Genomic DNA, 23247 nt, shown 5'->3' with positions numbered 1-23247 from the left:
GTTTGACGGTTTCTATTGATTACGCAAAAACAAGCATCTACAAGAGATGCTTGTTTGCAGACAGTCGACGCTTCCTATTGAATCGTGCGCAATTGCTCGATCCGTTCTTGGACTGCTTTTTGTTTTTCAAGATAATCGGCTTCTTTGCTGCGTTCTTGTGCTACGACTTCCTCTGGTGCATTGGCAACGAAGCGTTCATTCGCCAGTTTGCCTTGTACCCGTTGAACTTCTTGGGTGAACTTCGCTAGTTCTTTCTCCAAACGCGCGATTTCTTCTTCAATGTTGATCAACCCAGCTAACGGCAAGTAGATCGTCGCACCTGATAGGATAGCTGACATCGCCAATTCAGGGGCTTGTAAGCTGTTAGAGATTTCTAGTTCTTCTGGATTACAGAAGCGTTCGATATAGTTTTTGTTGGCGACCAAGAATTCTTCGATCTCAGGCTCATTTGCTTGGATCAGCAAAGTGATTGGTTTCGAAAGTGGTGTGTTTACTTCTGCACGGATGTTTCGAACCGAACGAATCAATTCTTTCAACACTTCCATCCCTTGCGCCGCTTTTTCATCGGTCCATTCTGGTGCCACTTGTGGATACTCAGCAACGACTAATGATTCCCCTGTATGCGGCAGTTTGCTCCAGATTTCTTCTGTAACAAATGGCATGATTGGGTGCAATAAGCGTAAAATTTGATCAAGAACATGGACTAAGATGCTCTTATTGACTTGTTTCGCTGCTTCATTGTCACCGTATAAGGTTTCTTTCGACATTTCAATGTACCAGTCACAGAAGTCATCCCAGATAAAGTTGTATAATTGACGACCCGCTTCCCCAAATTCGAAGCGTTCAAAAAGGTCAGTGACTTTTTCAATCGTTTCATTCAAGCGCGTCAAGATCCAACGATCCGCCACTGATTTTTCACCAGAAAAATCAATGTCTTCAGCAGTCATTTCGCTGACATTCATCAAGACGAAACGGGAAGCATTCCAAATTTTATTGATGAAGTTCCAAGCGGCATCCATTTTTTCATAGCTGAAACGCACGTCTTGTCCCGGTGCAGAGCCATTTGATAAGAACCAACGCAATGCATCGGCACCGTATTGTTCAATGACTTCCATCGGATCGATCCCATTTCCAAGCGACTTACTCATTTTGCGACCTTGTTCATCACGGATCAATCCGTGGATCAAGACATTTTCAAATGGTCGTTTGCCAGTAAATTCCAAGCTTTGGAAGATCATACGGCTTACCCAAAATGCGATAATGTCATAGCCAGTCACTAATGTATTGGTTGGGAAGTAGCGTTGGAAATCTTCATTGGTTTCATCTGGCCACCCCATTGTTGAAAACGGCCATAAAGCAGAACTAAACCAGGTATCCAATACGTCTGGATCTTGTTGCCAATTTTCGGCATCTGCTGGCGCTTCAAGTCCTACATACATTTCTCCCGTTTCTTTGTGGTACCAAGCTGGGATTTGATGGCCCCACCACAACTGACGAGAGATCACCCAGTCATGAACATTTTCCATCCAACGTAAGAATGTTTGGTTGAAACGTGGCGGATAAAAGTCCACCGCATCGTCGGTTTCTTGGTTGTCGATGGCTTGTTTTGCTAATGGCTCCATTTTTACGAACCATTGTGTCGACAAACGAGGTTCGACTACTACGCCTGTCCGTTCTGAGTGCCCTACACTATGGACCATTTTTTCGATTTTGATCAGACGACCTAACGCCTCTAAGTCTTTCACGATTTGCTTACGAGCAGCAAAACGATCCATGCCTGTATAAGTACCTGCTAAGTCGTTCATTGTTCCGTCATCATTCATGACATTGACCCGTGGTAGGTCATGGCGGTTACCGACCTCAAAGTCATTCGGGTCATGGGCAGGAGTGATTTTTACGACCCCAGTTCCAAATTCTTGGTCCACGTACTCATCTGCGATGATTGGGATCTCTTTATTGACCAAAGGCAAGATCACTTTTTTACCGATCAATGCTTGATAACGTTCATCTTCTGGATGAACCGCGACTGCTGTATCCCCCAGCATCGTTTCTGGACGAGTCGTTGCGATCTCCACCACACCGCTGCCATCTGCTAATTCGTATGACATATGGTAAAAAGCACCTTCGATGTCTTTGTGGATCACTTCAATATCAGATAATGCCGTGCGGGCTTGCGGATCCCAGTTGATGATGTACTCGCCACGATAGATCAAGCCTTTTTCATATAGCGTCACGAAAACTTTACGGACCGCTTCGGATAATCCATCATCTAATGTGAACCGTTCACGGCTATAGTCTAGGGATAAACCTAGTTTCGCCCATTGTTCCCGAATGTGACCGGCATATTCTTCTTTCCAATCCCATACTTGTTCAACGAATTTTTCCCGACCAAGGTCATAGCGAGAAATCCCTTGTTCCCGCAGCTTTTCTTCTACTTTGGCTTGGGTAGCGATCCCGGCATGGTCCATACCTGGTAGCCATAAGGTGTCATACCCTTGCATCCGTTTTTGACGAATGATGATGTCTTGTAACGTGGTATCCCAGGCATGACCTAAGTGCAATTTTCCTGTTACGTTTGGTGGTGGAATCACGATAGAATAAGGTTTTGCTTCTTTGTTGCCGCTTGGTTTAAAACGGTCATGTTCTAACCAATCTTGGTAGCGCCCCGCTTCTACTTCTTGGGGATTGTACTTGGTGGATAGATTTTCAGTTTCTGTCATAGTTGGTCCTCCTAAAGTTACGTTTTTTAGACGTAATGGTTGGTGTGGGTTTTTTGCGCCTGTTACTGGGTAAAGCGTGACAATGTTTGAATCGTTCAGGATTAGTGCCGTGGTAGAGATGATTATCAGCTGTTTGTTGACGCCTCGCTTGTTATTCGTAAAAAAAACGTTGCTTACAGAGGTCAAGGCTCGCTTCCGTGATCCGCTATTGTGTCTTAGGGATTTTGGCAAACGATCTGCCTCGCTTCGTGAACCAATTTTGATGACTTCGAGTACTGTTCATCATCTATTCTGTCTTGCTCCGCAAGCCAATCGCAGTGATTCCTAGTATGGTTACTACGCTCCCTATGGTCGCCTAGTACTGTTCATCATCTATTCTGTCTTGCTCCGCAAGCCAATCGCAGTGATTCCTAGTATGGTTACTACGCTCCCTATGGTCGCCTAGTACTGTTCATCATCTGCTCTGTCCCACTTTGTGGGCCACTCATTGTGATTCCTAGTATGGTTACTACGCTCCCTATGGTCGCCTAGTACTGTTCATCATCTGCTCTGTCCCACTTTGTGGGCCACTCGCAGTGATTCACAGCAAAAAGCGCCCTAATGCCTCGGCATTAGGGCGCTGATACGCGGTACCACCTAAATTGCAGATTGCTCTGCCACTTTGACGTGAGGTAACGTTCACGACGCGCTTGATCTTACTGTTCGGCTTTGTCTGCAAGAAACAAACCGTGGTTCGGATCAAAGACCTTCAAGCTACCTTTTCAGTGTCTGGGGAAGTCTTGCACCGACCGACTTCTCTCTGACCGCCAGGGTCACTGATACTCCTCTTGAACATTGTCTTGCTATCATAGATTCTTGTTTCATCTTGCTACATTCTACAATGAACTTTTTTGAAAGTCAATCAGAGGTTTGCTTTCGCAGCATCAATGGCTGCTTGATAATCCGGTTCGTGGGAGATCTCAGGCACGATCTCAACGTGTTGGATCACGCCTTCACGGTCTAAAACGAAAATTGCTCGGGCAAAATGACCGAAGTCAGGGATCATGATTTGATAGGCCTCACCGAAGGTATTCGCCGGATCATGAAGCATGATCATGTCAACACCTTCTTGGCCGCACCATTGCGCTTGTTCTTCTTTTGTATTGTTAGAAATCGTGACAAAATGGATGTCATCCAATTGACTTGCTTCTTGGTTGAAACGCTTGGTCTGCAATGCACAGACGCGTGTCACGATATCGGGAACCACGCTGATGATCGTTGGTTTTCCTAAAAAATCAGTCAGTGTGTATTCCTTGTCCTCTAAACTTTTCAAGCGAAAATCAGCCGCTTTATCCCCTACTTTTGGTTGGTTGCCAGGCATCTCATAAACCGTTTCTTTGCGTGTAACTTGCATAACATCTCTCCTATAGCATTTTCTCCCAGTATAAGAAAGATTGTCAAAAAACGAAAAGGATTTGCTCAGACTTTCGATTTTTGCGAGTAGGTCGTATCAAAAAAGATCAATGTTTGCAATTCTGTCGTCAAATCAATGTATTGGATATTGACGTCTTTTGGCACGATGACGGGATCAGGGGCAAAATTTAAAATCGCTGTGATCCCAGCATCCACGATCGCATCGATCGCCATTTGTGAATAACGACTAGGAACGGTCGAAATCGCTACGGTGATCCCTTTTTCTGCTACGACTTCCGCCAATTGATCCATTCCATAGACATAACGCCCACTAATGGTCTGACCAATCATTTCTGGATCATTGTCAAAAACCGCGACCACGGAAAGATTTTCATTTCTGCGAAAATTGTTGTTGGCTAACGCTTTTCCTAAATTTCCATAACCAATCAAGGCGATTTTTTTCTCTTCATTGGTTTCTAAGATATAGCTCAATACCTCAATCAGATAGGGAACATCATAGCCATAGCCACTTCTGCCCAATTCTCCTAGATGAGAAAAATCTCGGCGGATCGTGGCTGAAGGAACTTGCGTGATTTCTGCAAACTCTTTCGATTTGATTCGCTGAATACCAGAGGCATCCAGTAATTTTAAGTGTCGTAAATAAGCTGGCAAACGTTTTGCCGTCGCTTTCGGAAGTTTTTTATCTCTTAATGCTTCCATCCTGTCCACCCTCCTTGTTAAATGATTCACATATTGAGTGTAGCATGTTCCATTTTCAATAGCAAGAAAATATTCACAAACTCTCTCACTCGATGAAAAACGACCACAACTATTCAAAAACAGTTGTGGTCGTAGCATTAAAATCGGGGTTTTATTATAAAAATTCAGCGAATTCCGTTGCTGCTTTTTCTTGATTTGCCGTGATTGCTTCCAGTTTCAACCCAGCCATCGCACGTTCCATCATCCCTTCGATATCGAGACGTTCTTCATATTGGTGGACCTTATCCAGTCTTGGGCGCGTCTTTGGTTGAGGAGGTGCAAAGATTGTGCAGCAATCCTCAAATGGCTGAACTGATAATTCAAAGGTATCAATGGCTTCGGCAACTTCAATGATTTCCAATTTGTCCATCGTTGCCACTGGGCGCACGATCGGCGTATTGGTTACTTCATTGATGGCGACCATGCTATGCAAAGTTTGTGAAGCCACTTGTCCTAATGATTCACCATTTAAGATGATCAAGCCATGACGAGCTTCCCGAATCGCATCCGTCAAACGCAGCATCATCCGACGGGTGATGGTCATCCAATAGCCTTGTGGCACACGATTTTTGATTTCTTCTTGGATTTCTGTAAACGGAACTTCGATAAACTGGATGCTTCCCACATAAGGCGCAAGCTTCTTCGTTAAATCTTTGGCTTTTTGCAACGCTTGTTCACTCGTATAAGGAGGACTTGCAAAATGGACCGCTTCGATCTCAACGCCGCGTTTCATGGCAAAGTAGCCTGCGACTGGCGAATCAATACCGCCAGAAAGCATCAACATTCCCTTTCCACTGGTGCCCACTGGCAGCCCGGCTGCTCCTTGGATCGTTTCATAAGACAAATAAGCGCCATCGATCCGTATTTCTACACGCAAATTGATGTCTGGTTTTTTCATTTGGACTTTGATAGCAGGAAAACGGTCGATCACCGCATTCCCTAAGGTCAAATTCAACTGGTTGCTATCTTGCACAAACGAATGATCACTGCGCTTGGCTATGATTTTGAAGGTCTCAACGCCCGTATAGATCTCTGCCATGACGTCTTGAACGGCTTTCTTTAATACTTCGATATCTTTTTCGACCCGAATGCTGGGGGAAAAGTTTTGAATCCCAAAGACTTTTTGCAGCTTAGGAATGATCTCTTGGCTGTTTTCACCGTTCAATAGCAAGTGCATGCGATCTCGCTCGGCATGAACTTTGACATGGGGATAATCTGCTAAGGTACGTTTGACGTTTGAAGCTAATTGCATAATAAAACTACGACGATTTTTGCCCTTTGTTGACAGTTCGCCATAACGAACCATGATTTCTGAATAATTCACGAGAAAACTCCTTTGATTTGGATTGATTTTATAGTGGTCTGTCGTGCTTAATTGATTTTCGAAAATTTTTGGTACAACTGGTGGAAGACGATCAGAAACTGCTCGACTTCTGCCATTGTATTGCTCTCATCTAAACTGATACGAACAGCCGATGTTGCTAACTGTTCTGGAACGTGCATCGCATGAAGCGTACTGCTGGCCATCTTTTTACGGGAGGAACAAGCGCTCGTCGTCGAAAGATAGATTTGCTTTTCTTCAAAGGCATGGACTAAAACTTCTCCTCGGATCCCTTTTAATGAAAAACAAAGTATGTGCGGCGCAAACCCTTCTGTGCCAGAAAAAAGCGTGACTTTCTCGTACCCAGCCAGTGCTTCTTGCAAATAGCGTTTTAATAATTGAACATGGTTCGGCTTTTCAGCCTTTTGTTCTGTCGCTAAACGTAGGGCTTTTGCCATAGCAACGATTGCTGGCACATTTTCGGTACCGCTGCGCTGGTTTTGCTCTTGCCCACCGCCGGTCATCAATGGGGCCAGCTTACGGCCTTGTTTCCAATAGATAAAGCCCGCGCCACGAGGTCCATGAAATTTATGTGCAGAGAACACGGCAAAATCGACCCGCTCATTGAACCATTGTTCTTGCGGCACCTTTGTGATGGCTTGGACGGCATCTACATGGAAATGGATCGTTGGATGGTCCGCTAGCACAGCTGCGATCTCATGGATCGGTTGGATCGACCCTACCTCATTATTGACCGCCATCACCGAAACCAAAATCGTTTCTTTGCGAATCATGTTTGCTAATTCAGACACGTTGACAAAGCCTTGGGCATCGACAGGCACAACACTGACCTCAAACCCTAACTCGGCTAATTGAGCCGCTGTTTCACTGACGGCAGGGTGTTCAATACTGGAAATAATCAGGTGATTCCCATAGGCTTTTTTCGCTAAAGCAGTCCCTTTGATGACCCAGTTGTCTCCTTCAGTTCCTCCACTGGTAAATGCGATCTCTTTGGAAGAAACGTTTAACAGATCGGCGATCTGCTGTCGAGATTGCTGCAGCAGGCGATTGGCTTGATTTCCTAAATCATGCAGGCTTGAGGGATTGCCGATGATTCGCTGACTGACTTGGACATATGTATTTAAAGCTTGTGGATAAATAGCGGTTGTTGCACTGTTGTCAAAATAGATCAATGATAGGACCCTTTCTCTAAAAAAATTCTTTCCCATTATAACTGCTCTTGGGCTGAGTTTCAAGGTGACTCGCTAGCTTTGGCTTTTTTTAAAGGAAACTTTTCCTTCCTTCGTAAGCGGTACTCATGCAGCGAGCCATTCTTTCCATGAAAAAAGCCAGTCAGTTTTTCACTGCTGGCTTTCGTATTATACTAAGTCGCGGTTATTGAAGTAGAAGTTTTCGATCCGTTTGAAGGCACCTGGTTCTACTCGTTCCAACGCTGTGCCGATTTCATCTAGCGCATCTTGGTAGCGATATTCTTTACTGAACAAGTAAAGTGATTTATCGATCGCTGCCTTGATATCTGGATGAGAATGACGATAGCGGTTGGCATATTGCATCATTTGCTCAGTCAATGCCGCAGCATCCACTAAGTCTTTCGTTTGTTCATCTAAAAGATCAAGATCTTCTTCACAGACAGAAACCAATTTATTGATTTCTTGCATGTTGATGCGAATCTTGTTCAATTCTTTGCCTAATTCTTCGACACGATCCGTTGCCACGAAGAAGAATTCTAAATACTCGCCTGGCAAACCAGGTAAGCGTTGTTTCTCAACAAACCGTTTCAAGTTGCGTAGACGGAATTCGAAGCTTTCCACTTTTTCTTGTGCAACTTTTTCGCCACGACGTAATTCCGCAAGAGAATCATCGATTTCGACTTGCTGGCTTTCCACATCATCTAAAATCTTGTAGGCATCTTTGTAGAAGCTTTGCACTTCTGAATAAGGAATCTCATGTTTTTCCAATTTCGGTAAGTACTCGTTGTTGCGGCGAGCCAATTCGTCCACTTCGGTTTGGAAGCCGCGGACGCGACCCAATTCATTATGATTCAAAGTATAGCTTTGTGCCGTATGATCCAACTCGATCAACAACTGACGGTTGTTCTTCGTTGCATGGTCAATGTAGTCTTCGATGATCTGACGATTTTTCATGACATATTTCTTGGCATTGATCTCACGTTCCATCACCGTATACAAGGCATCAATATCACTTGCTGTATCACGGCTTGCCACTTCAACGGAAGCGACTTCTGTTTTCGCTAGATCGTTCATGGAGTTTTCAACCCGTTTTTTCACACGATTGATTTCTTCTTGGAAGTTTGCTTCTGGGAACACATATTTTTGTTCTAATAATTTTTTATAACCTTCTTGGATTTCTTTCAACTGATCAGGGAAGGTACGATTTAATTCTTCGTACGCCGCTGGGATCCGTTTCATTAGGTCTTCCACTTCATAGGTGTGTTTTTCCGCTTGGTCTAACACTTCCCGTGCTTCCACAGGATCGCCTGAAGTATTTAAGGTAACAAATTGGGTGAACTCAATTTCAATGTTTTTGATTTGTTTTTGCAGCTCATTGTAAGCAGGACCGAATTCTTCGCCTTGATCCCGCAGCTTCTTCTTCAAGTCTTCGTAAACGTCCAGCGCTTTTTGGACTTCCAGGGAATTTCGTTCTTCACTTTCTCGTAATTCTTTCAGGCCTGCGCGAATCTCTTCCACTTGGCGTTCCATCTCGTCCATGGTCGCTTCGGCTTGGACGATCGCCCCTTTTGCTTTAAAAAAGCGGATGCGTTCGTTCAGCTCTTCCACTTCAAAGATTTGACTTTCAAGTTCAGCAAAAGATTTTGTGGAGATATCTGTCCATTGTTGGTTCCACTCACGGAAGGTGTTTTGACTTTGACCAACCAAGTGCATTCTTTTTACTTCATCGACTTCTTCGATCACCGGCAAGTCAAACAGATTTTCTTTGCGTTTTTCCAAGTCATTCAGCTTTTCTTGGTTTTTCTTCCGCATGAAAAAGCCAATTGCATACAAGACCGCTGCGATGATGATGATGGCAATGACAATTCCAAAGATGATATTAGTTCCCATTTTGTGGTTCCTCCAATTTTCAAATATACATGTTTCGTCTAAAACCTGCTGATCAGCAGATTGATTGATAAGTTCGTTGAGTATAAAAAGGACAGATAGTCCCTTTATAAAAAAGCATCTACGCTAGATTATAGCATAAAGAAAAAAATCAAGCATTAGATTGAGGCAAAAAAGATCGACTTTTTTCGCATCGAATAAAATAAATCACGGCTTTTCCAGCGATAATGAAAACAAATCGTGAAATTTACATCAACAAGTGACTTTTTTTCTGATTTTTCCGATTTTTTTCAAGAAACCGCTTGATTTCTCCCTATTGAAACTGTACTCTAGTAAAAAGCTTGAACAGGAGTAATGTCAAATGAAAGTAGCGAAATTCGGAGGCAGTTCCCTTGCCTCAGCCGAACAAGTCGAAAAAGTTGTTGCGATAATTGAAAGTGATCCTAAAAGACGGTTTGTTGTTGTTTCAGCGCCTGGTAAGCGTTCCAGCGACGATCAGAAAGTCACCGATCTGTTACTAGCAGTCTGTACCCGTCTGTGTGCTCAAGAAGAAATCACTGATTTAATAGAAGAAATCTATGCCCGCTATACAGCGATCGCTGCCCCCTTTGGGATCGAACAAGTCCATTTAGACCGCATCTGGCAATCTTTGGCGGCTTTTCAAACGCTGCCTACCCAAGACAATCCGCATCTTTATGATACGGTCTTGGCAAGCGGCGAAGACAACAATGCCAAATTGATCGCAGGGATTTTACAAAGCCGTGGGTTAGCTGCTCGCTACATGAATCCGCAAGAACTTGGGTTGCTGGTGACGGATGAACCTCAAAACGCCCGTATCTTGAACAAGTCGTACGCCAAGATTGCACAATGGCGCGACAGTCCTGAAATCTTAGTGATTCCTGGCTTCTTTGGCTACACAGAAGCCGGCGAGATCTGTACCTTCTCTCGAGGAGGATCAGATATTTCTGGTGCCATCGTGGCGGCTGGTCTGCAAGTAGAATTGTACGAAAACTTTACCGATGTCGATGGGATTTTTTCTGCTCATCCAGGCTATGTTCATCATCCAGAGTCCATCAAAGAAGTGACCTACCGAGAAATGCGAGAGCTGTCTTATGCAGGCTTTACTGTGTTGCACGATGAGGCGTTGATGCCTTCATACCATGCGAAAATTCCCGTCGTGATCAAAAACACCAATAATCCAAGTCATCCTGGTACCTTGATCACCAACCAGAGGGACAATTTGGATCAGCCCGTGATCGGCGTTGCCAGTGACGAAGGCTTTTGTATGATCTATATCCGCAAATACTTGATGAACCGCGAAGTTGGGTTCACGTTACGGGTCTTAGAGATTTTCCGTGAATTTGATTTAAATTATGAACACATGCCTTCAGGAATCGATGATATCTCGATCATTATGCGCTCCAACCAGTTGAATCCAGTATTGGAAGAAGAACTGCTGCGCAAGATCGCCTACGAGATCGATCCCGATGAACTGCGAATGACCCACGATCTATCCATGGTCGTCGTCGTTGGTGAAGGAATGCGTCAACGAGTCGGGATCACTGCCGACAGTACCGCTGCCCTTGCGCGGAAAAATATCAACTTAGAGATGATCAACCAAGGGTCCTCTGAGGTCAGCATCATGTTCGGTATCCACAAAGAACAAGAAAAAGCCGCTGTCAGAACCCTTTACTACACTTTCTTTGATTAAACCAAACGTGCCAGTTGCACCACTCCTTTTGCTGATAAGCAATCGGAACGGGCAACTGGCACGTTTGGTTTTTATTCTGACGATTCTTGGGCTTGCACTTGTTTTTGTGCCAATTGGCGGTTGATTTCTGCCTTGATTCGCGGTTCAGGAGCAAACCGTTCTTCCCAATCGCTCGGCTTCATGACTTTGTGGGTCTCAGGATCATAATGAGGCTGCCCATCTGGGAAAAGTTTTCCCATGTTGGCGTCATGAACGATAGCCAAGATCGGCGCTGGATCGACCCCTAACAGTGAAAACGAGCCATAGGTAAAATACAGCAGATCACAAAGCGCATCGACTTGTTCTACTAGAGAATCACTGACAGGCTGTTGTTTGGCAGCCAGCTTGGCTTGGGCTTGATCGATCGCTTGATGCAAATGCTCCAGACCTGCTTGAAAGGTCTCTTCGTCATTGTTGCTGGCAGCATAAAGGAACTCAACTAATTCTTCAATTTTAAAACCAGCACGAAACTGGGCTTTTTCCGCTGAAAAAGCTTGTGGATATGGCGGTCGCGTTGGATCAAAGGTTTTATGAAACTCTTCCGTCATTTCAAATGGACTCATTTTGCTCGCTTCTTTCTGCTTTTTCTAATGGTTCTGTTTCATGGTTCTGCGCTGTCTTCTACGTTGCTTCATAGATTGGCTACTTGCTTATTTTTTTCATTCCCTGGCTTTGGCATCCTCGGCAATAATGCCAAAATGGATCAAGGCTTTCTTGATGCCGTCATGATCGTTAGTATCCGTCACAAAGTCAGCACTGGCTTTAGTGATGGGCTGGGCATTGCCCATCGCAACCCCGATCCCCACGCCTTCTAACATTTCTACATCATTAAAATGATCCCCAAATGCCATCGCTTCTTCCATCGCGATCCCTTCATAGGCCAAAAATTCTTTGATGCCTTTAATTTTCGAACCGTTTTTCGGCACGATGTCAACAGAATAGGCATTGGATCGCTTAAAATCACATTGCGGCAGCTTGGACCGTAATTTTTCGCGCTCTGATTCAGGGCTCAGCATAATGCACTGATAGATGGGCTCTCGTAAAATGTCCAACGATTCATAGCGCTTGGCGTTGCGATTAGGACTAAAGCGCTGCAAGACTTTCTTTAAAAAACCGACGGGAAATTTTTTCGGTACATAGCGCAAGTAGCGCTGCATAACGGGTGATTGGCTTAAACGGATCGTCAAGCTGCCAGCCACTTGGGTTTCTCCGCCAAACATGACTTGGCGGTAATTTTCATCTGCGTATTCTACGATCGCTTCCAGCGTTTGTTTTGGAAAAGGTTTCGCATAAATCAAGTTTTCCTTCGTGTAGACATATTGGCCGTTATAGGTGATAAACATGTCTAACGACAAGTAATCGATCACCTTCTCTAAATCAACCGGACCACGTCCGGTGGCAATGCCGCAGAGGACGCCATTGGCTTGGGCTTGTTTGATGGCTTCACGGGTACTGGCAAGCGCCTTGCCGTTGCTGGCAATCAGCGTGCCATCAATATCAAAAAAGATTGCTTTTATCATATGACTCCTCAAAATAATTTCAACTGATTAGGATTTAATGCTTCGTAATCGATCTGCAGCGCATCGATCAATGCGCGGGCATTGTCAGCGGCATCACGACCGGCATTATTATTGAAGACCACTGCGACTTCTTTGGCATTGGCTTCGATGGCTTGGACTGCGTGTTTTAACTCCCTTAGTTCGGCTTGATCATAGCGATACAAGGTCCGCAGATTTTTGGCATCTGGTCCTGTCGCTGTCCAGCCGCTGTCGTTGCGTCCGTGAAAACGGCACAAGACAAACGCGGGATTGGTCACGGTTGGATCAAGGGGAATAGTAGTCGATAGCTTTTTCGGCTGATCAACAACTACTAAGGAAAACTGTTTTCGCTTCATATAATCGATCATTCCCGGATACAGTTTCGGCTGATACCAGCTGCTGTCTCTCAGCTCGATCGCCACTGGGTAGCCCGCAAACCATTCTCGCACTTGGTCTAAATAGGCGACATTTTCTTTCGTACATTTAAAGCTGTTGGGAAACTGCGCCAATAGGCAAAAGAGTTTGCCTGCTTCTACCATTGGCGCGATCGCTTCTTTATAAAGCTGCAGTGCTTCGGTCATGGTCAACTGATCTGGCAAATCCCCTTGGGTGGTCACACTTTGATGGACTTTCAACACAAAGCGGAAATTTTCGGGAATCTGGGTCAACCAGTTGCGCACGTCTTTTTCTTTTGGCAAAAAATGATAGGTGGTATCCAGCTCAACTAACGGAAAATAACGGGCATACTCAAATAATTTCGAGTTTTTTCTTTGCACGAGACTGCCATGTTCACTAAATGTGGTACAGCCAATTCGAATCATTTTTTCCCATCGCTCCTTGTTTTCTTATTTTAATAGTATACAATAGTTTTGAGTTAAGAGTAAATAAATCATTGCAGGTGATGAAAAAATGAAACGAATTCTCGTGTTGCACACTGGCGGCACCATCGCCATGAAAGAAGACACCCTGACAGGCGGCGTCAGCCCTGATGTCAGCAATCCGCTGATGGATGCACCGATCCACATTGACGACGATGTTGAATTGATCGTCGAAGACATTTTTAATATTCCCAGTCCTCATATGACTCCAAAAGAAATGCTGCAGTTGAAAGAACGTATCCAGCTGGCGCATTTAAGCGGTGTCGATGGGGTCGTGATCACTCACGGAACCGATACGCTGGAAGAAACAGCCTTCTTTTTAGATACCACAATCGGCGGTCAGTTACCGATCGTGGTGACTGGCGCCATGCGCTCAAGTAATGAAATCGGCAGTGACGGACTTTATAACTTTGAAAGTGCGATTCGGGTGGCGAAATCACCTGATGCCTTAGGAAAAGGCGTCTTAGTCGTGATGAACGATGAGATCCATTCCGCACGTTATGTTACGAAGACCCACACCACCAATATTGCGACATTCCGCACCCCGACATTAGGTCCGATCGGCTTAGTCACAAAGCACCGTATCTTGTTCATGCAAGAGCTGTTAAATAACCGCCATTTGGATGTTGATCGTGTCGATGGTCTGTTTCCGATCGTCAAAGCCTATGCGGGAATGACTGGGGAATTGTTCGATGCTTTAGCCGACTCGCTGATCGATGGACTAGTGATCGAAGCTTTAGGCGCTGGCAATCTGCCGCCGCAAACCATAGAGCCTTTGAAAAAACTGATCGCTAGAAACATTCCAGTCGTCTTAGTTTCTCGCTGCTTCAACGGAGTTGCCGAGCCGGTCTATGACTACTTAGGCGGCGGGATCGAATTGCAAGCTCTTGGGGTGATTTTCTGCAATAGCATCAATAGCCAAAAAGCCCGCATCAAATTGCTGATAGCGAAAAACCGTGGGTTGACCATGGATGAACTGCCTGATTTCATGGAGAATTAACCAAACAAAAACCCTTTTGCCATTCCGCTAATGGAGGCAAAAGGGTTGTTTTATTTTTCTCGCCAAGTAAAGATGGCTTCGCAGTAAGTATCCTCACCGATCTTGATCTCGTGGATCGTTTGCAGCGGCACAGCCTCGCCGGCTTCATCGACTGTCTTCTCATTGATTTGAAAATGGCTTTCGATCAAATGGCCGTAAGCCACTTCCCGATCAAAACGGATCGTCACTTGTGTCACTTCATGTTTTGTTAAAAACTCATAGCCTAAGACGTCCATCAGCCAATTGAAATACATGGCATTGTTGACATGCTGATTGCTATCAATATCGTAGAAACGCACCCGATACGGCAAAAATTGTCCTTGCGTGATAGGGGTGATCTTCGGGTAGCGTTTGATTCGCTTGATTTTTTCACTGCCAAAAGGCGCCACGATCTCATCTGGTACACTGCTGACTTTGCGCGTCTCAGGGTCCATCAACGCAAAAACCGCCTCGATTTTGACCAGTTCCGTTCCATCTTCTGCCAATAACCAAAAGTAACGGTAGCAGAAAAATTTATTGTATTCTCTCGCCTGGGTCGCCACTTGGATCTGCTCCCCTACGCGCGGCAAACGAGTCACCGTTATGTGATAGCTGGTAATGATCCAGGTCAAGCCATAACTAGCGATGACTTCTGGTCCGCGGTTTAACGCCGCACTTTGTTCTTCTGTTGTCTTGATGGCGATGCCTAGCATGGCTGGAAACGTCATCGTTTGGTTGACATCACATTCATAATACGCCACTTCATGCGTGGTTTGATACTTTGCTGCCATAGTTCTAATTGCCTCCTAAAAACGACTCAATATTTCATCGACACTTGGTCCATAGCTTTCGCCAAACTGATTCAAATGGACCAATAAATAATACAATTGATACACTGGCAGTCGCTCTTGCCAATCCTCATCTAATGGATAGACTTCTTGATAGCCTTCCAAAAATTCCTGACGAAAACCACCGAAGAGCTGGGACATCGCAATATCCATTTCTCGATCCCCATAAGCGACTGCTGGATCAAGAAACACTGGTTCTCCTTGCTGATCGAACAGCACATTCCCCCGCCAAAAATCACCGTGTAATAAAGCAGGTGTGACGCTGCGATCACGCCAATTTTCATGCAAAAATTCTTTCAAACGCAGATAAGCAGCTCCCCGTTTGGCATGCCAGCGGTTACCCAGCTTCGCTAATTCGACTTGCACATCCAAACGGCAGACTGTGTAAAAATCAAGCCAATCGGTGGTTTTCGGATTGACTTGCGGCAAAAAGCCGATGTAATTGTCTTCGTAAAACCCAAAAGACTCCTGCGTCTGCTGATGAAGCCGAGCCAAGCTTTGACCTAAGCGTCGCTGCTGTCCTTCCCCACCATCGATCCATTCCATCAATAAAAATGCCCTCTCTTCAGTCTGACCGATATGTTCGATTTTTGGCACCCGCACGAAAGGGGCTAATTCAGCTAAGCCGTTGATCTCTGCTTGAAAGAACACCGATGAAACATGAGGATGAGTTTTTAAAAAATAGCGATTTTCTGCTGTAGTGAAACGATACGTTTGATTGACATCCCCACCACTGATGGGCGTCAGCGAGCCGGTCATCCCGATTGCTGCGAACAATGCTTCCTCCATACGGATGTCCCTTTCTTTACTCAGTCAGTTGGGCATTCAAATACGCTTGCTCTTCTTTCGTCACCCCTAGTCCCTGCAGGAGATACTGATCAACCGAACCGAAATGCTGATCGATCGCAGCCAAGCTTTCATCAAGAAAACTCTCTTTGGCACTCATCAAAACCGTGATCGCCGTTAACAGCTCTTGCGGCAAATGCTGGGTCATTGGGGCAAATTTTTCTTTTAGCATTGGCGCTAAATAGCGATTGGTCGCTAAATAATCTTCTTTGATCGTCGTTGGTGCCACCGCCAACACATGCAGCAATAAAAAGGCGCCAAAGCCTGTGCGATCTTTGCCAGCGGTACAGTGGAACAAGGTTGCACCTTCGCCTTCCGCATTGGCGATCACATGATCAAAAAACTGCCGATATTGTTGGCGGGCATAGTCGCTTTCAACAAAGTGACGGTAGACTTTTTTCATCTGCTCTTCGGCATCTTCCCCATCTTCCAAGCGCTGCTTCAAGCTTTCTGGCGACAAGGAAACCATCGTTTCGTCTTCTTTAAAAATAGGTAAAAAAAGCTGCTTTGCTGTGGCGATTGGTCGATCAGGCTGTGCATTGGCTTCAGCGATAGAGCGAAAATCAATGACCTGATTGACCCCATAGTTTGCCAGTACTGCTTGATCTGAAGCAGTCAATTCATTGATCGCCGCACTGCGGATCAATTTTTTTCGTTTGATCGTCGTGCCGTTTGTCGTTTGATAGCCGCCAAGTTCTCTGACGTTTGCTGCTCGTTCTAGTTGAATCAATTGTGTCATTGCTTATCCCTCCCGCGATGTTCTAGTTAAAAGTATAGCAGAAACTTCGCTATTAAGGGCACTGAAACCTAGATTTTTCTATGAGCTGAGCTTTAACGGACAAAAAAAAGAAAGACCACACGCAGTCTTTCTTTGCTTTCGCTTGTTACAAAACGTTTCTATTCGGCTTCGATCACGGCGGCAGAATCATCTAAGATCGAACGATCCAGTTCGTTGATACGACTGCTGGTCACCATTCCTGCAACCATACTGTCGCTGACATTAACGAGTGTCCGTGCCATATCGATCAATGGTTCAACAGAAATAACTAAGCCTACGATGGCGATCGGCAAGTTCATTGAGCCTAAGACGATCAATGAAGCAAAGGTTGCCCCACCGCCGACACCAGCAACGCCGAATGAGCTGATCGTAACTACTGCAACTAGCAGCAGGATAAACTGCCAATCAAAGACATTGATCCCAACCGTTGGTGCAACGATCGTTGCCAACATCGCTGGATACACACCCGCACAGCCGTTTTGACCAATCGATAACCCAAAGCTGCCTGCAAAGTTAGCCGTGGCTTCATCAACACCTAACGCTTTGGTTTGGGTTTCGATGTTCAATGGCAAGGCTCCCGCACTTGAACGAGAAGTAAAGGCAAAGCTCAAGACTGGAAAGGCCTTTTTGAAATACGTTACTGGATTGACCCGAACAGCGATCAGCAATAATGAATGAACGAGTAAGACCAAAATCAAAGCCGCATAAGAGGCGATGATAAATTTGCCTAAGTTCAAGATGGCTTCAAAATCACTTGAAGCTAATACGTTTGTCATCAATGCCAAAACGCCATAAGGTGTCAGGCGCAAAACTAACGTGACGATACGCATCACGATTTTATATAAGCTGTCCATCAAATTCGCAAAAGTTTCCGCTTCTTTCGGTGATTTACGTTTGACACCAAGAAAGGCGATCCCAACAAAGGCTGAGAAAATCACGACCCCGATCGTACTTGTCGAACGAATACCCGCAAAGTCGGCGAAGACATTGCTTGGGATGAAGGAAACGATTTGTTGTGGGATCGATAGGTCTTGGACTTGTGTCGAACGTTCCGCTAATTCTGCGATCCGCGCTGTTTCCGTTGCCCCTTCGGTAAAGCTGGCACCGTCAAGACCAAAGACCATGACCATCACAATTCCGATCAAGGCAGCGATCGCCGTTGTCCCTAGCAAAGTCGCAAGAACCGTAAAACTGATCTTCTTGATTTTTTCGCTTTCTTTCATCTTAGTGAAAGCACCAACGATCGAAACGAAGATCAAGGGCATGATCAGCATTTGCAAGAGAGCTACATAGCCGCTACCGACCATCGTGATCCAGTCAAGAGCTTGCGTGACAACGTCAGAGCCTGTCCCAAAAATCAGCTGCAGCACGCCACCAAAAACGATCCCGACGAACAACGCCGCAAAGACCCGCGTAGAAAACTTCACGTGACGTTTTTGCAATAAGTAGAACCCATAAATAAGGGCAGCAAAAAGTAGAACAACAATAATAGTTAACAGATTTGTCATTTGAATCCTCCTTTTGTTCAATAAACATGACAAAGTCTGTCAGAGGAAGTAAAGGTTCCCAGTGACCATTCTTCAACAGTTCACTCTAATGAGACGTGTGGCATCATTAGTGACTATTCCATTTTAAAGAAGTTTGCTTCATCTTACAATAAATAAGTTCCCACTTTTCTGGGGTGGTACCGCTTTTTTGTCAGAAAATAAAAAAAGAACCGTTGCCGCAACCCCACACTGTTAGGATTTCTACTTTCCTAACGGTTGGATTGCGGCAACTGGTTCGTTATTTTTTCATTTCGACTTTTGAAAAATTTCAGAGAATATTCAGGCAATCATTAGAAATTGCTGTCTTACGCTAAAGCACCCATTGGGTCCCAAGGTGCTAAGACTGTTGGTTCTGCTTCAAAGGCAGCCAATTGTTCTGCTGTCAGGAACTCTTTGCGAACCACGATTTGATAGGTGTATTCATCCATCCACGCATCGCTCATAACGAAGAAGCCATTCGTTCCGACTTTTTCACCCCAGCTGTTTTCGACTTTCCATTTGGTTGATTCGCCGTCGATCAAGTCAACGCCAGTCAAGACCATCGCGTGGGTCATTAAGCTTTCGCCAAAATCTAAGCGTTCTGCTTTGGTCATCGTAAAGTCGATGTCAAATAGGTCGTTGATATCATACGCATCTAATGCCATGATCCCAGTATCTCTGGTAGAAGATTGACCGACATCACAACCGAACCACACGGACTCCCCTTGTTCCAATTGAGCGATCGCTAATTTTTTGAAGGTCGGCATATCGACGTTCAAGTATTTGACTTCTTTGCCGCCAACCACGTTGCCTAGCATTTCTACGGTATACGATTGATTGTAAGGCTTGTCGGCAGTTGGTGCGTTGATGATGCTGACATAATCGTCAAGGTCCACCCCGACATATTTTTCATAAAAGCTTTGCGGTGTTAAGTTGCGATCAATGTGATAGTTTTTGTCTTCATCACGGTATTCAAAATCAAAGGTTTCTGGCGGTGTGCCTAAAGAAGTCGCTAAGAAACGATAAATGTCTTCCAACATCGCTTCTTTGGCTGTTTGGATGTCTTCAGCTGTTTTGCCTTCAGCCACTAGCTGACGCAAAGCAACCGCATCTTTACGCAGTTTTTTGTTCAAGTAATTGTTTAGGTCACGAGAATTGGAAGAGTTGCTGCTTTCTGGCATGACCGTTTTTGGTACGACACCATATTTTTGGAAAATCGAAACGATCATGTCCCATTGCCCACCATCTTGTTGTGGTGTTTGCAATAAGAAAGCAACTTTGCGACTTGTTAAAGGCTCGTTAGCAGTTGCTAAAATATTTTCATAGAAATAGTTGGCTTTTTCGTATTTGTCCCAAAAGAAGGTATGGTTTTGCGACAATTCAAATTCTTTTAAATTGAAATCATTCAGCATCTTATGACGGAATGTATTCAATGCGGCAAACATCCAGCAGCGGCCTGATTGTTTTTGGTTTGAGACTTTCCCGGTTGTCACATCAACTGAAAAAACTGGCACATTGTTGACTTTTGCTGACACGTTTTCCGCAGAAGCGGTGATCCCATTTTTCACAACACTCCGTTGCAGTGCCGTTTGTTTATTATTGTCTTGATACGCTTGCGCAAAGGCAGCGGTGGTCTTTTTTGAAATTTCTGACATATTTCTTCATCCTTTCACTTTCCGTTCCTTCCATTTTACGCCTCTGCCTCTCAAATAACAACCGCTCCTAGAAAAATGAAAGGATCATCTTTCTAAGAGCGGTTGCTCGTATCAAGGATTTAAAGAGTTAGCATCAAAAGCAAAAAGCCAAGTAAAACAAAGGATAGTCCTCGTTCAAATCGTGCATAAAGGAAGCGGATCGGACGACTAGCTAGCAAGATCGTCAGTAAAACACTGGCTAACACCAACGTCACAAAGCCTAATACCGACAGGTTCAAGTCGGTGATCGCTAATGCCCGCAAGCCCTTGATGAAGATCCCCTGTAAAAGATAGACCAGCAGGGTGTTTTTGCCCCACTTCGTAAAAAAGAGGTGCTCTCTAGGCACGAGGCTCAGAAAGCCGATGATCCCCATCAGCCCGATCACGAAAAAGACCGCACGCAAGGGACCGCCGAACAACGGATAGCTCAAGTAATCGTCATAAGGCTTGGAACCAAAAACCATGTACTTGTTCATCCCATGAAAAAACGCGATAAAGGTGTAGATGATCGGTAAGAAAAGCAAACTGATAGTCCGAATCTTTGGTTTCAATAAAAAGCGCATCTCATTTTTGGGAAAATAAAACCCGATGATGAAAAACGGCAAAAAGACAAAGGTCCGCTGCAAGGTCAACACTTGATTTAAAAATGGCACGTAGCCAGCGAAGATACTCAAGCCGATACTCAGCAAGATCGCCTGCTTTTTGGACATTTTTTGAAAGACCAGCAAGGAGAGCTGCCAAAAGAACATGCTAAGCAAAAACCAAAGTGCCCATTGCGGATTCAACAGTTGGATTTTTAACGACTCCCGTAGACCGATCAACCAGTAATAGACGGTGTAAAACACCTGAAAGAAGACATAAGGCAGCAAGAACTTTTTCATCAGCTCACGAAGCTTGTGTCCCTTCGTCAACGGTTTGGCAAAGTACCCAGCCAGAAAAACAAAAGCTGGCATATGGAAAGTGAAGATAAAATAATATAGGTCATGATAAAACTTCTGATCGCCGATAAAAGGCTGTAGTAAGTGACTGAAGACGACCAAGATCATCAGTAAAAATTTTGCATTATCAAAGTAAGCCGTTCTTTGCGATTGGCTCATAAAAAGTTCCTCCTCTAAGCTGTATCTGTCAAAGGATACCTGATCCATGAAACAGAACTGTAACAAGCTATTTACTTTTTCCTAACGATTCTTGTTCATTTGATTACCAGTTGCTATTTTGTATACTTTGTATTAATATATATAATACAAAGGAGCTGTCTTCGATGATATTTGATATTCAAACTCAAAGCAATCAACCGATCTACCAGCAGTTGCGGGAACAGATCATTGTCGGTATCGCAAAAGGCGATTTATCCGCTGGCGAATTGCTACCATCCGTCCGTCAATTAGCCGAAGAGATCGGCATCAATACCATGACGATCTCAAAAGCCTACAATTCCCTCAAAGAAGAAGGCTTGTTGGTCACGGATCGCCGTAAAGGAACCGCCGTTGCCGCGCCACCACCGTTTACTTCTGGACAAGAAGCGGAGTATCGCCAAAACTTGCAGCTGCAGCTAGCAACCGCTCTCTTACACGGCAAAAGCAAGCAAGCGCTTTTAACGGATGTTCAACAACTGCTGGACCAATTTCCTGAAAGGAATGAATGCAAATGACCTATCTTTTTTTCATTATTGCTCTTGTCCTCTGTGGGACGAGCGCCTTTGGTTTACGCTTGATCAGTAAACCCCACAAAAATGTTTTACTCGAAAATACCCTTGCCCCTGAGCATCTGGATGATCCTAGCGTCCACAGCTTGATCACAGAATTTCGCAAGCGTATCTTACAAATTGTTGGTACATTTAGTGTAGCAAGTCTCCTTTTTTTGTTCAATTTATCTGACTCCATCATCCTTACCCTGTTCTGGCTTTATATGGCCGCTTTGCTGGGGACAGCTTACCTGGTGCAAGTGCATTACATTGGAAAAATGCGGCAATTGATCCTTGCCAAAGGATGGGAACTACCTATCGATCCGATTCGGATCGATACCAAACTCGTTCAAGCCAAAAATAAACGGATGCTGCCGTGGTATAGCCTCGTTCCTGCGGGGATTTTGTTGATGATCAGTTTGTACCAAGCATGGCAGTTGCCTGATCTTTCTACAGGATACTTGATGGGCGGCGTCTCCTTAGCAACTTTTGCGCTGTTCGTCTATCTCTGGGTGATCATCAGCCGCTTACCCGTTCGCGGGATCAGCGGTGATTCAGCTATCGACCAGCACATCAATGATTTAACAAAGCGCTATTGGTCCTTATTGATCGCTGTCACTTGTACCATTACGCTGCTCTTGTTGACTGTCCCGCTGGCATCCATGTCCGCTACTGGAGCATTCAGTACTATCCTCTTAGTGCTCTTTGTTGTTTTGGTTGTTTTCTTGATCGTCTTTACCTTCTTCTTGTTGCTAGATCTGCGTAAAAAACAAGATCAGCTCTTAGAACCAGCAGGACAACCGCGCTATTATGGTGAAGATGCTTACTGGCGATATGGTTTTTACATCAATCCTAATGATGCGCGACTGTTCGTTCCTGACCGTGTCGGGATGAATATCGGCATCAATCTAGGCAAACGTAGCGGACAAATCGTCTCAGGTATCACCGCTGTCTTCTTACTTGTATTAATGGTCGGTACCATCATTCCGATGTATCGCTTAGATTTCGCTCCTGATGCGATTATCGGTGAAGTGCAAGGACAAGAAGTCACCTTCGATGCACCAATGACTGGGAAAACAACGGTCTCTTTGGCAGATATAGAGACGGTGGAATTGATCGAAGCTTTGCCATCGCCTCGTGTTCGTACCATGGGTGTAGGAACCGCCAGTTACCAAATCGGTAAATTTACCGTTGCTGGTGATCCTGCCAGAATGTTCGTGGACATAAACTCGACACCTATTTTAAAAGTCACCACCAAAGATGGGCCAACCGTTTTTTACACAAATAAAAAAGCCGCCGAAACGACGGATTTATACGAGGAACTAGTACAGAAGATTTCCTCAGCGGAGTGAGTGTTCTGGAGAAAAAACTGGGGAACCCATTATCCCCAGGCTATC

Annotated in this window: 19 protein-coding genes and 1 other annotated feature; of the genes, 4 read left to right on the top strand and 15 right to left on the bottom strand. The window is 44.8% G+C overall.

The window, feature by feature from the left end; translation table 11 throughout:
• Positions 1-74: 74 nt before the first annotated feature.
• The 6 genes from ACTW1R_RS03200 to ezrA form a co-directional block, all read right to left on the bottom strand.
• Positions 75-2720 carry a valine--tRNA ligase gene (locus ACTW1R_RS03200; RefSeq protein ID WP_271813704.1) on the bottom strand — a complete coding sequence of 882 codons (2646 nt, stop codon included), beginning with the start codon at positions 2718-2720 and terminating at the stop codon, positions 75-77.
• Positions 2721-3329: 609 nt separating this feature from the next.
• Positions 3330-3564: a binding site (T-box leader), on the bottom strand.
• A gap of 57 nt (positions 3565-3621) precedes the next feature.
• Positions 3622-4113, bottom strand: a complete 492-nt coding sequence (gene tpx, locus ACTW1R_RS03195; RefSeq protein ID WP_010747457.1) for a thiol peroxidase — start codon at positions 4111-4113, stop codon at positions 3622-3624.
• A gap of 65 nt (positions 4114-4178) precedes the next feature.
• Positions 4179-4832 (bottom strand): redox-sensing transcriptional repressor Rex, encoded by a 654-nt coding sequence (locus ACTW1R_RS03190; protein WP_005225148.1) that lies wholly within the window; start codon positions 4830-4832, stop codon positions 4179-4181.
• Positions 4833-4986: 154 nt separating this feature from the next.
• Entirely contained in the window at positions 4987-6195 is a 1209-nt protein-coding gene (gene thiI / locus ACTW1R_RS03185; RefSeq protein WP_489927401.1) for a tRNA uracil 4-sulfurtransferase ThiI, read from the bottom strand.
• Between the two features lie 47 nt (positions 6196-6242).
• Positions 6243-7385, bottom strand: coding sequence for a cysteine desulfurase family protein (locus ACTW1R_RS03180; RefSeq protein WP_311904308.1), 1143 nt, complete (start codon positions 7383-7385; stop codon positions 6243-6245).
• 186 nt (positions 7386-7571) lie between these two features.
• Positions 7572-9293: a septation ring formation regulator EzrA gene (gene ezrA, locus ACTW1R_RS03175; protein WP_005225145.1), complete on the bottom strand. Its 1722-nt coding sequence runs from the start codon at positions 9291-9293 to the stop codon at positions 7572-7574.
• Between the two features lie 358 nt (positions 9294-9651).
• Between ezrA and ACTW1R_RS03170 the strand changes: the two genes are divergently transcribed.
• Positions 9652-11001 carry an aspartate kinase gene (locus tag ACTW1R_RS03170; protein ID WP_005237529.1) on the top strand — a complete coding sequence of 450 codons (1350 nt, stop codon included), beginning with the start codon at positions 9652-9654 and terminating at the stop codon, positions 10999-11001.
• Between the two features lie 71 nt (positions 11002-11072).
• Here the strand turns inward: ACTW1R_RS03170 and ACTW1R_RS03165 are convergent, their stop codons facing one another.
• The 3 genes from ACTW1R_RS03165 to ACTW1R_RS03155 all read right to left on the bottom strand — a co-directional run bounded on the left by ACTW1R_RS03165 (position 11073) and on the right by ACTW1R_RS03155 (position 13399).
• Entirely contained in the window at positions 11073-11603 is a 531-nt protein-coding gene (locus ACTW1R_RS03165) for a pyrophosphohydrolase domain-containing protein (protein ID WP_261222755.1), read from the bottom strand.
• A 96-nt stretch (positions 11604-11699) separates the two neighbouring features.
• A complete protein-coding gene (locus ACTW1R_RS03160; RefSeq protein ID WP_123834029.1) occupies positions 11700-12560 on the bottom strand; it encodes a Cof-type HAD-IIB family hydrolase in 861 nt (286 codons plus the stop codon).
• Positions 12561-12568: 8 nt separating this feature from the next.
• Positions 12569-13399: a DUF72 domain-containing protein gene (locus tag ACTW1R_RS03155; protein WP_087626940.1), complete on the bottom strand. Its 831-nt coding sequence runs from the start codon at positions 13397-13399 to the stop codon at positions 12569-12571.
• 88 nt (positions 13400-13487) lie between these two features.
• Here ACTW1R_RS03155 and ACTW1R_RS03150 point away from each other — a divergent pair, with 88 nt between their 5' ends.
• Positions 13488-14456 (top strand): asparaginase, encoded by a 969-nt coding sequence (locus tag ACTW1R_RS03150; protein ID WP_005225140.1) that lies wholly within the window; start codon positions 13488-13490, stop codon positions 14454-14456.
• 50 nt (positions 14457-14506) lie between these two features.
• Here the strand turns inward: ACTW1R_RS03150 and ACTW1R_RS03145 are convergent, their stop codons facing one another.
• The 6 genes from ACTW1R_RS03145 to ACTW1R_RS03120 form a co-directional block, all read right to left on the bottom strand.
• Complete coding sequence (locus ACTW1R_RS03145) at positions 14507-15265, bottom strand: acyl-ACP thioesterase domain-containing protein (RefSeq protein WP_271813701.1); 759 nt, start codon at positions 15263-15265, stop codon at positions 14507-14509.
• 15 nt (positions 15266-15280) lie between these two features.
• Positions 15281-16111: a fructosamine kinase family protein gene (locus ACTW1R_RS03140; RefSeq protein WP_271813700.1), complete on the bottom strand. Its 831-nt coding sequence runs from the start codon at positions 16109-16111 to the stop codon at positions 15281-15283.
• A 16-nt stretch (positions 16112-16127) separates the two neighbouring features.
• Positions 16128-16907, bottom strand: a complete 780-nt coding sequence (locus ACTW1R_RS03135; protein WP_010747448.1) for a tyrosine-protein phosphatase — start codon at positions 16905-16907, stop codon at positions 16128-16130.
• Positions 16908-17065: 158 nt separating this feature from the next.
• The gene (locus ACTW1R_RS03130) at positions 17066-18454 is read right to left on the bottom strand and encodes an L-cystine transporter (protein WP_489927400.1); all 1389 of its coding nucleotides are present in this window, start codon (positions 18452-18454) and stop codon (positions 17066-17068) included.
• Positions 18455-18798: 344 nt separating this feature from the next.
• Positions 18799-20127 (bottom strand): C1 family peptidase, encoded by a 1329-nt coding sequence (locus tag ACTW1R_RS03125; protein ID WP_005225135.1) that lies wholly within the window; start codon positions 20125-20127, stop codon positions 18799-18801.
• A gap of 119 nt (positions 20128-20246) precedes the next feature.
• Positions 20247-21263, bottom strand: a complete 1017-nt coding sequence (locus tag ACTW1R_RS03120) for an acyltransferase family protein (RefSeq protein ID WP_086339168.1) — start codon at positions 21261-21263, stop codon at positions 20247-20249.
• Positions 21264-21427: 164 nt separating this feature from the next.
• Here ACTW1R_RS03120 and ACTW1R_RS03115 point away from each other — a divergent pair, with 164 nt between their 5' ends.
• Both ACTW1R_RS03115 and ACTW1R_RS03110 read left to right on the top strand, forming a co-directional pair.
• Entirely contained in the window at positions 21428-21817 is a 390-nt protein-coding gene (locus ACTW1R_RS03115; protein WP_005225133.1) for a GntR family transcriptional regulator, read from the top strand.
• Complete coding sequence (locus tag ACTW1R_RS03110) at positions 21814-23202, top strand: hypothetical protein (RefSeq protein WP_271813699.1); 1389 nt, start codon at positions 21814-21816, stop codon at positions 23200-23202. The genes ACTW1R_RS03115 and ACTW1R_RS03110 overlap by 4 nt, the downstream gene beginning before the upstream one ends.
• Positions 23203-23247 lie beyond the last annotated feature (45 nt).

It is taken from the genome of Enterococcus sp. R12 (genome assembly GCF_058135755.1).
The sequence above is the reverse complement of the archived record's forward strand: the minus strand, read 5'-3'. Positions and strand labels throughout refer to the sequence as shown.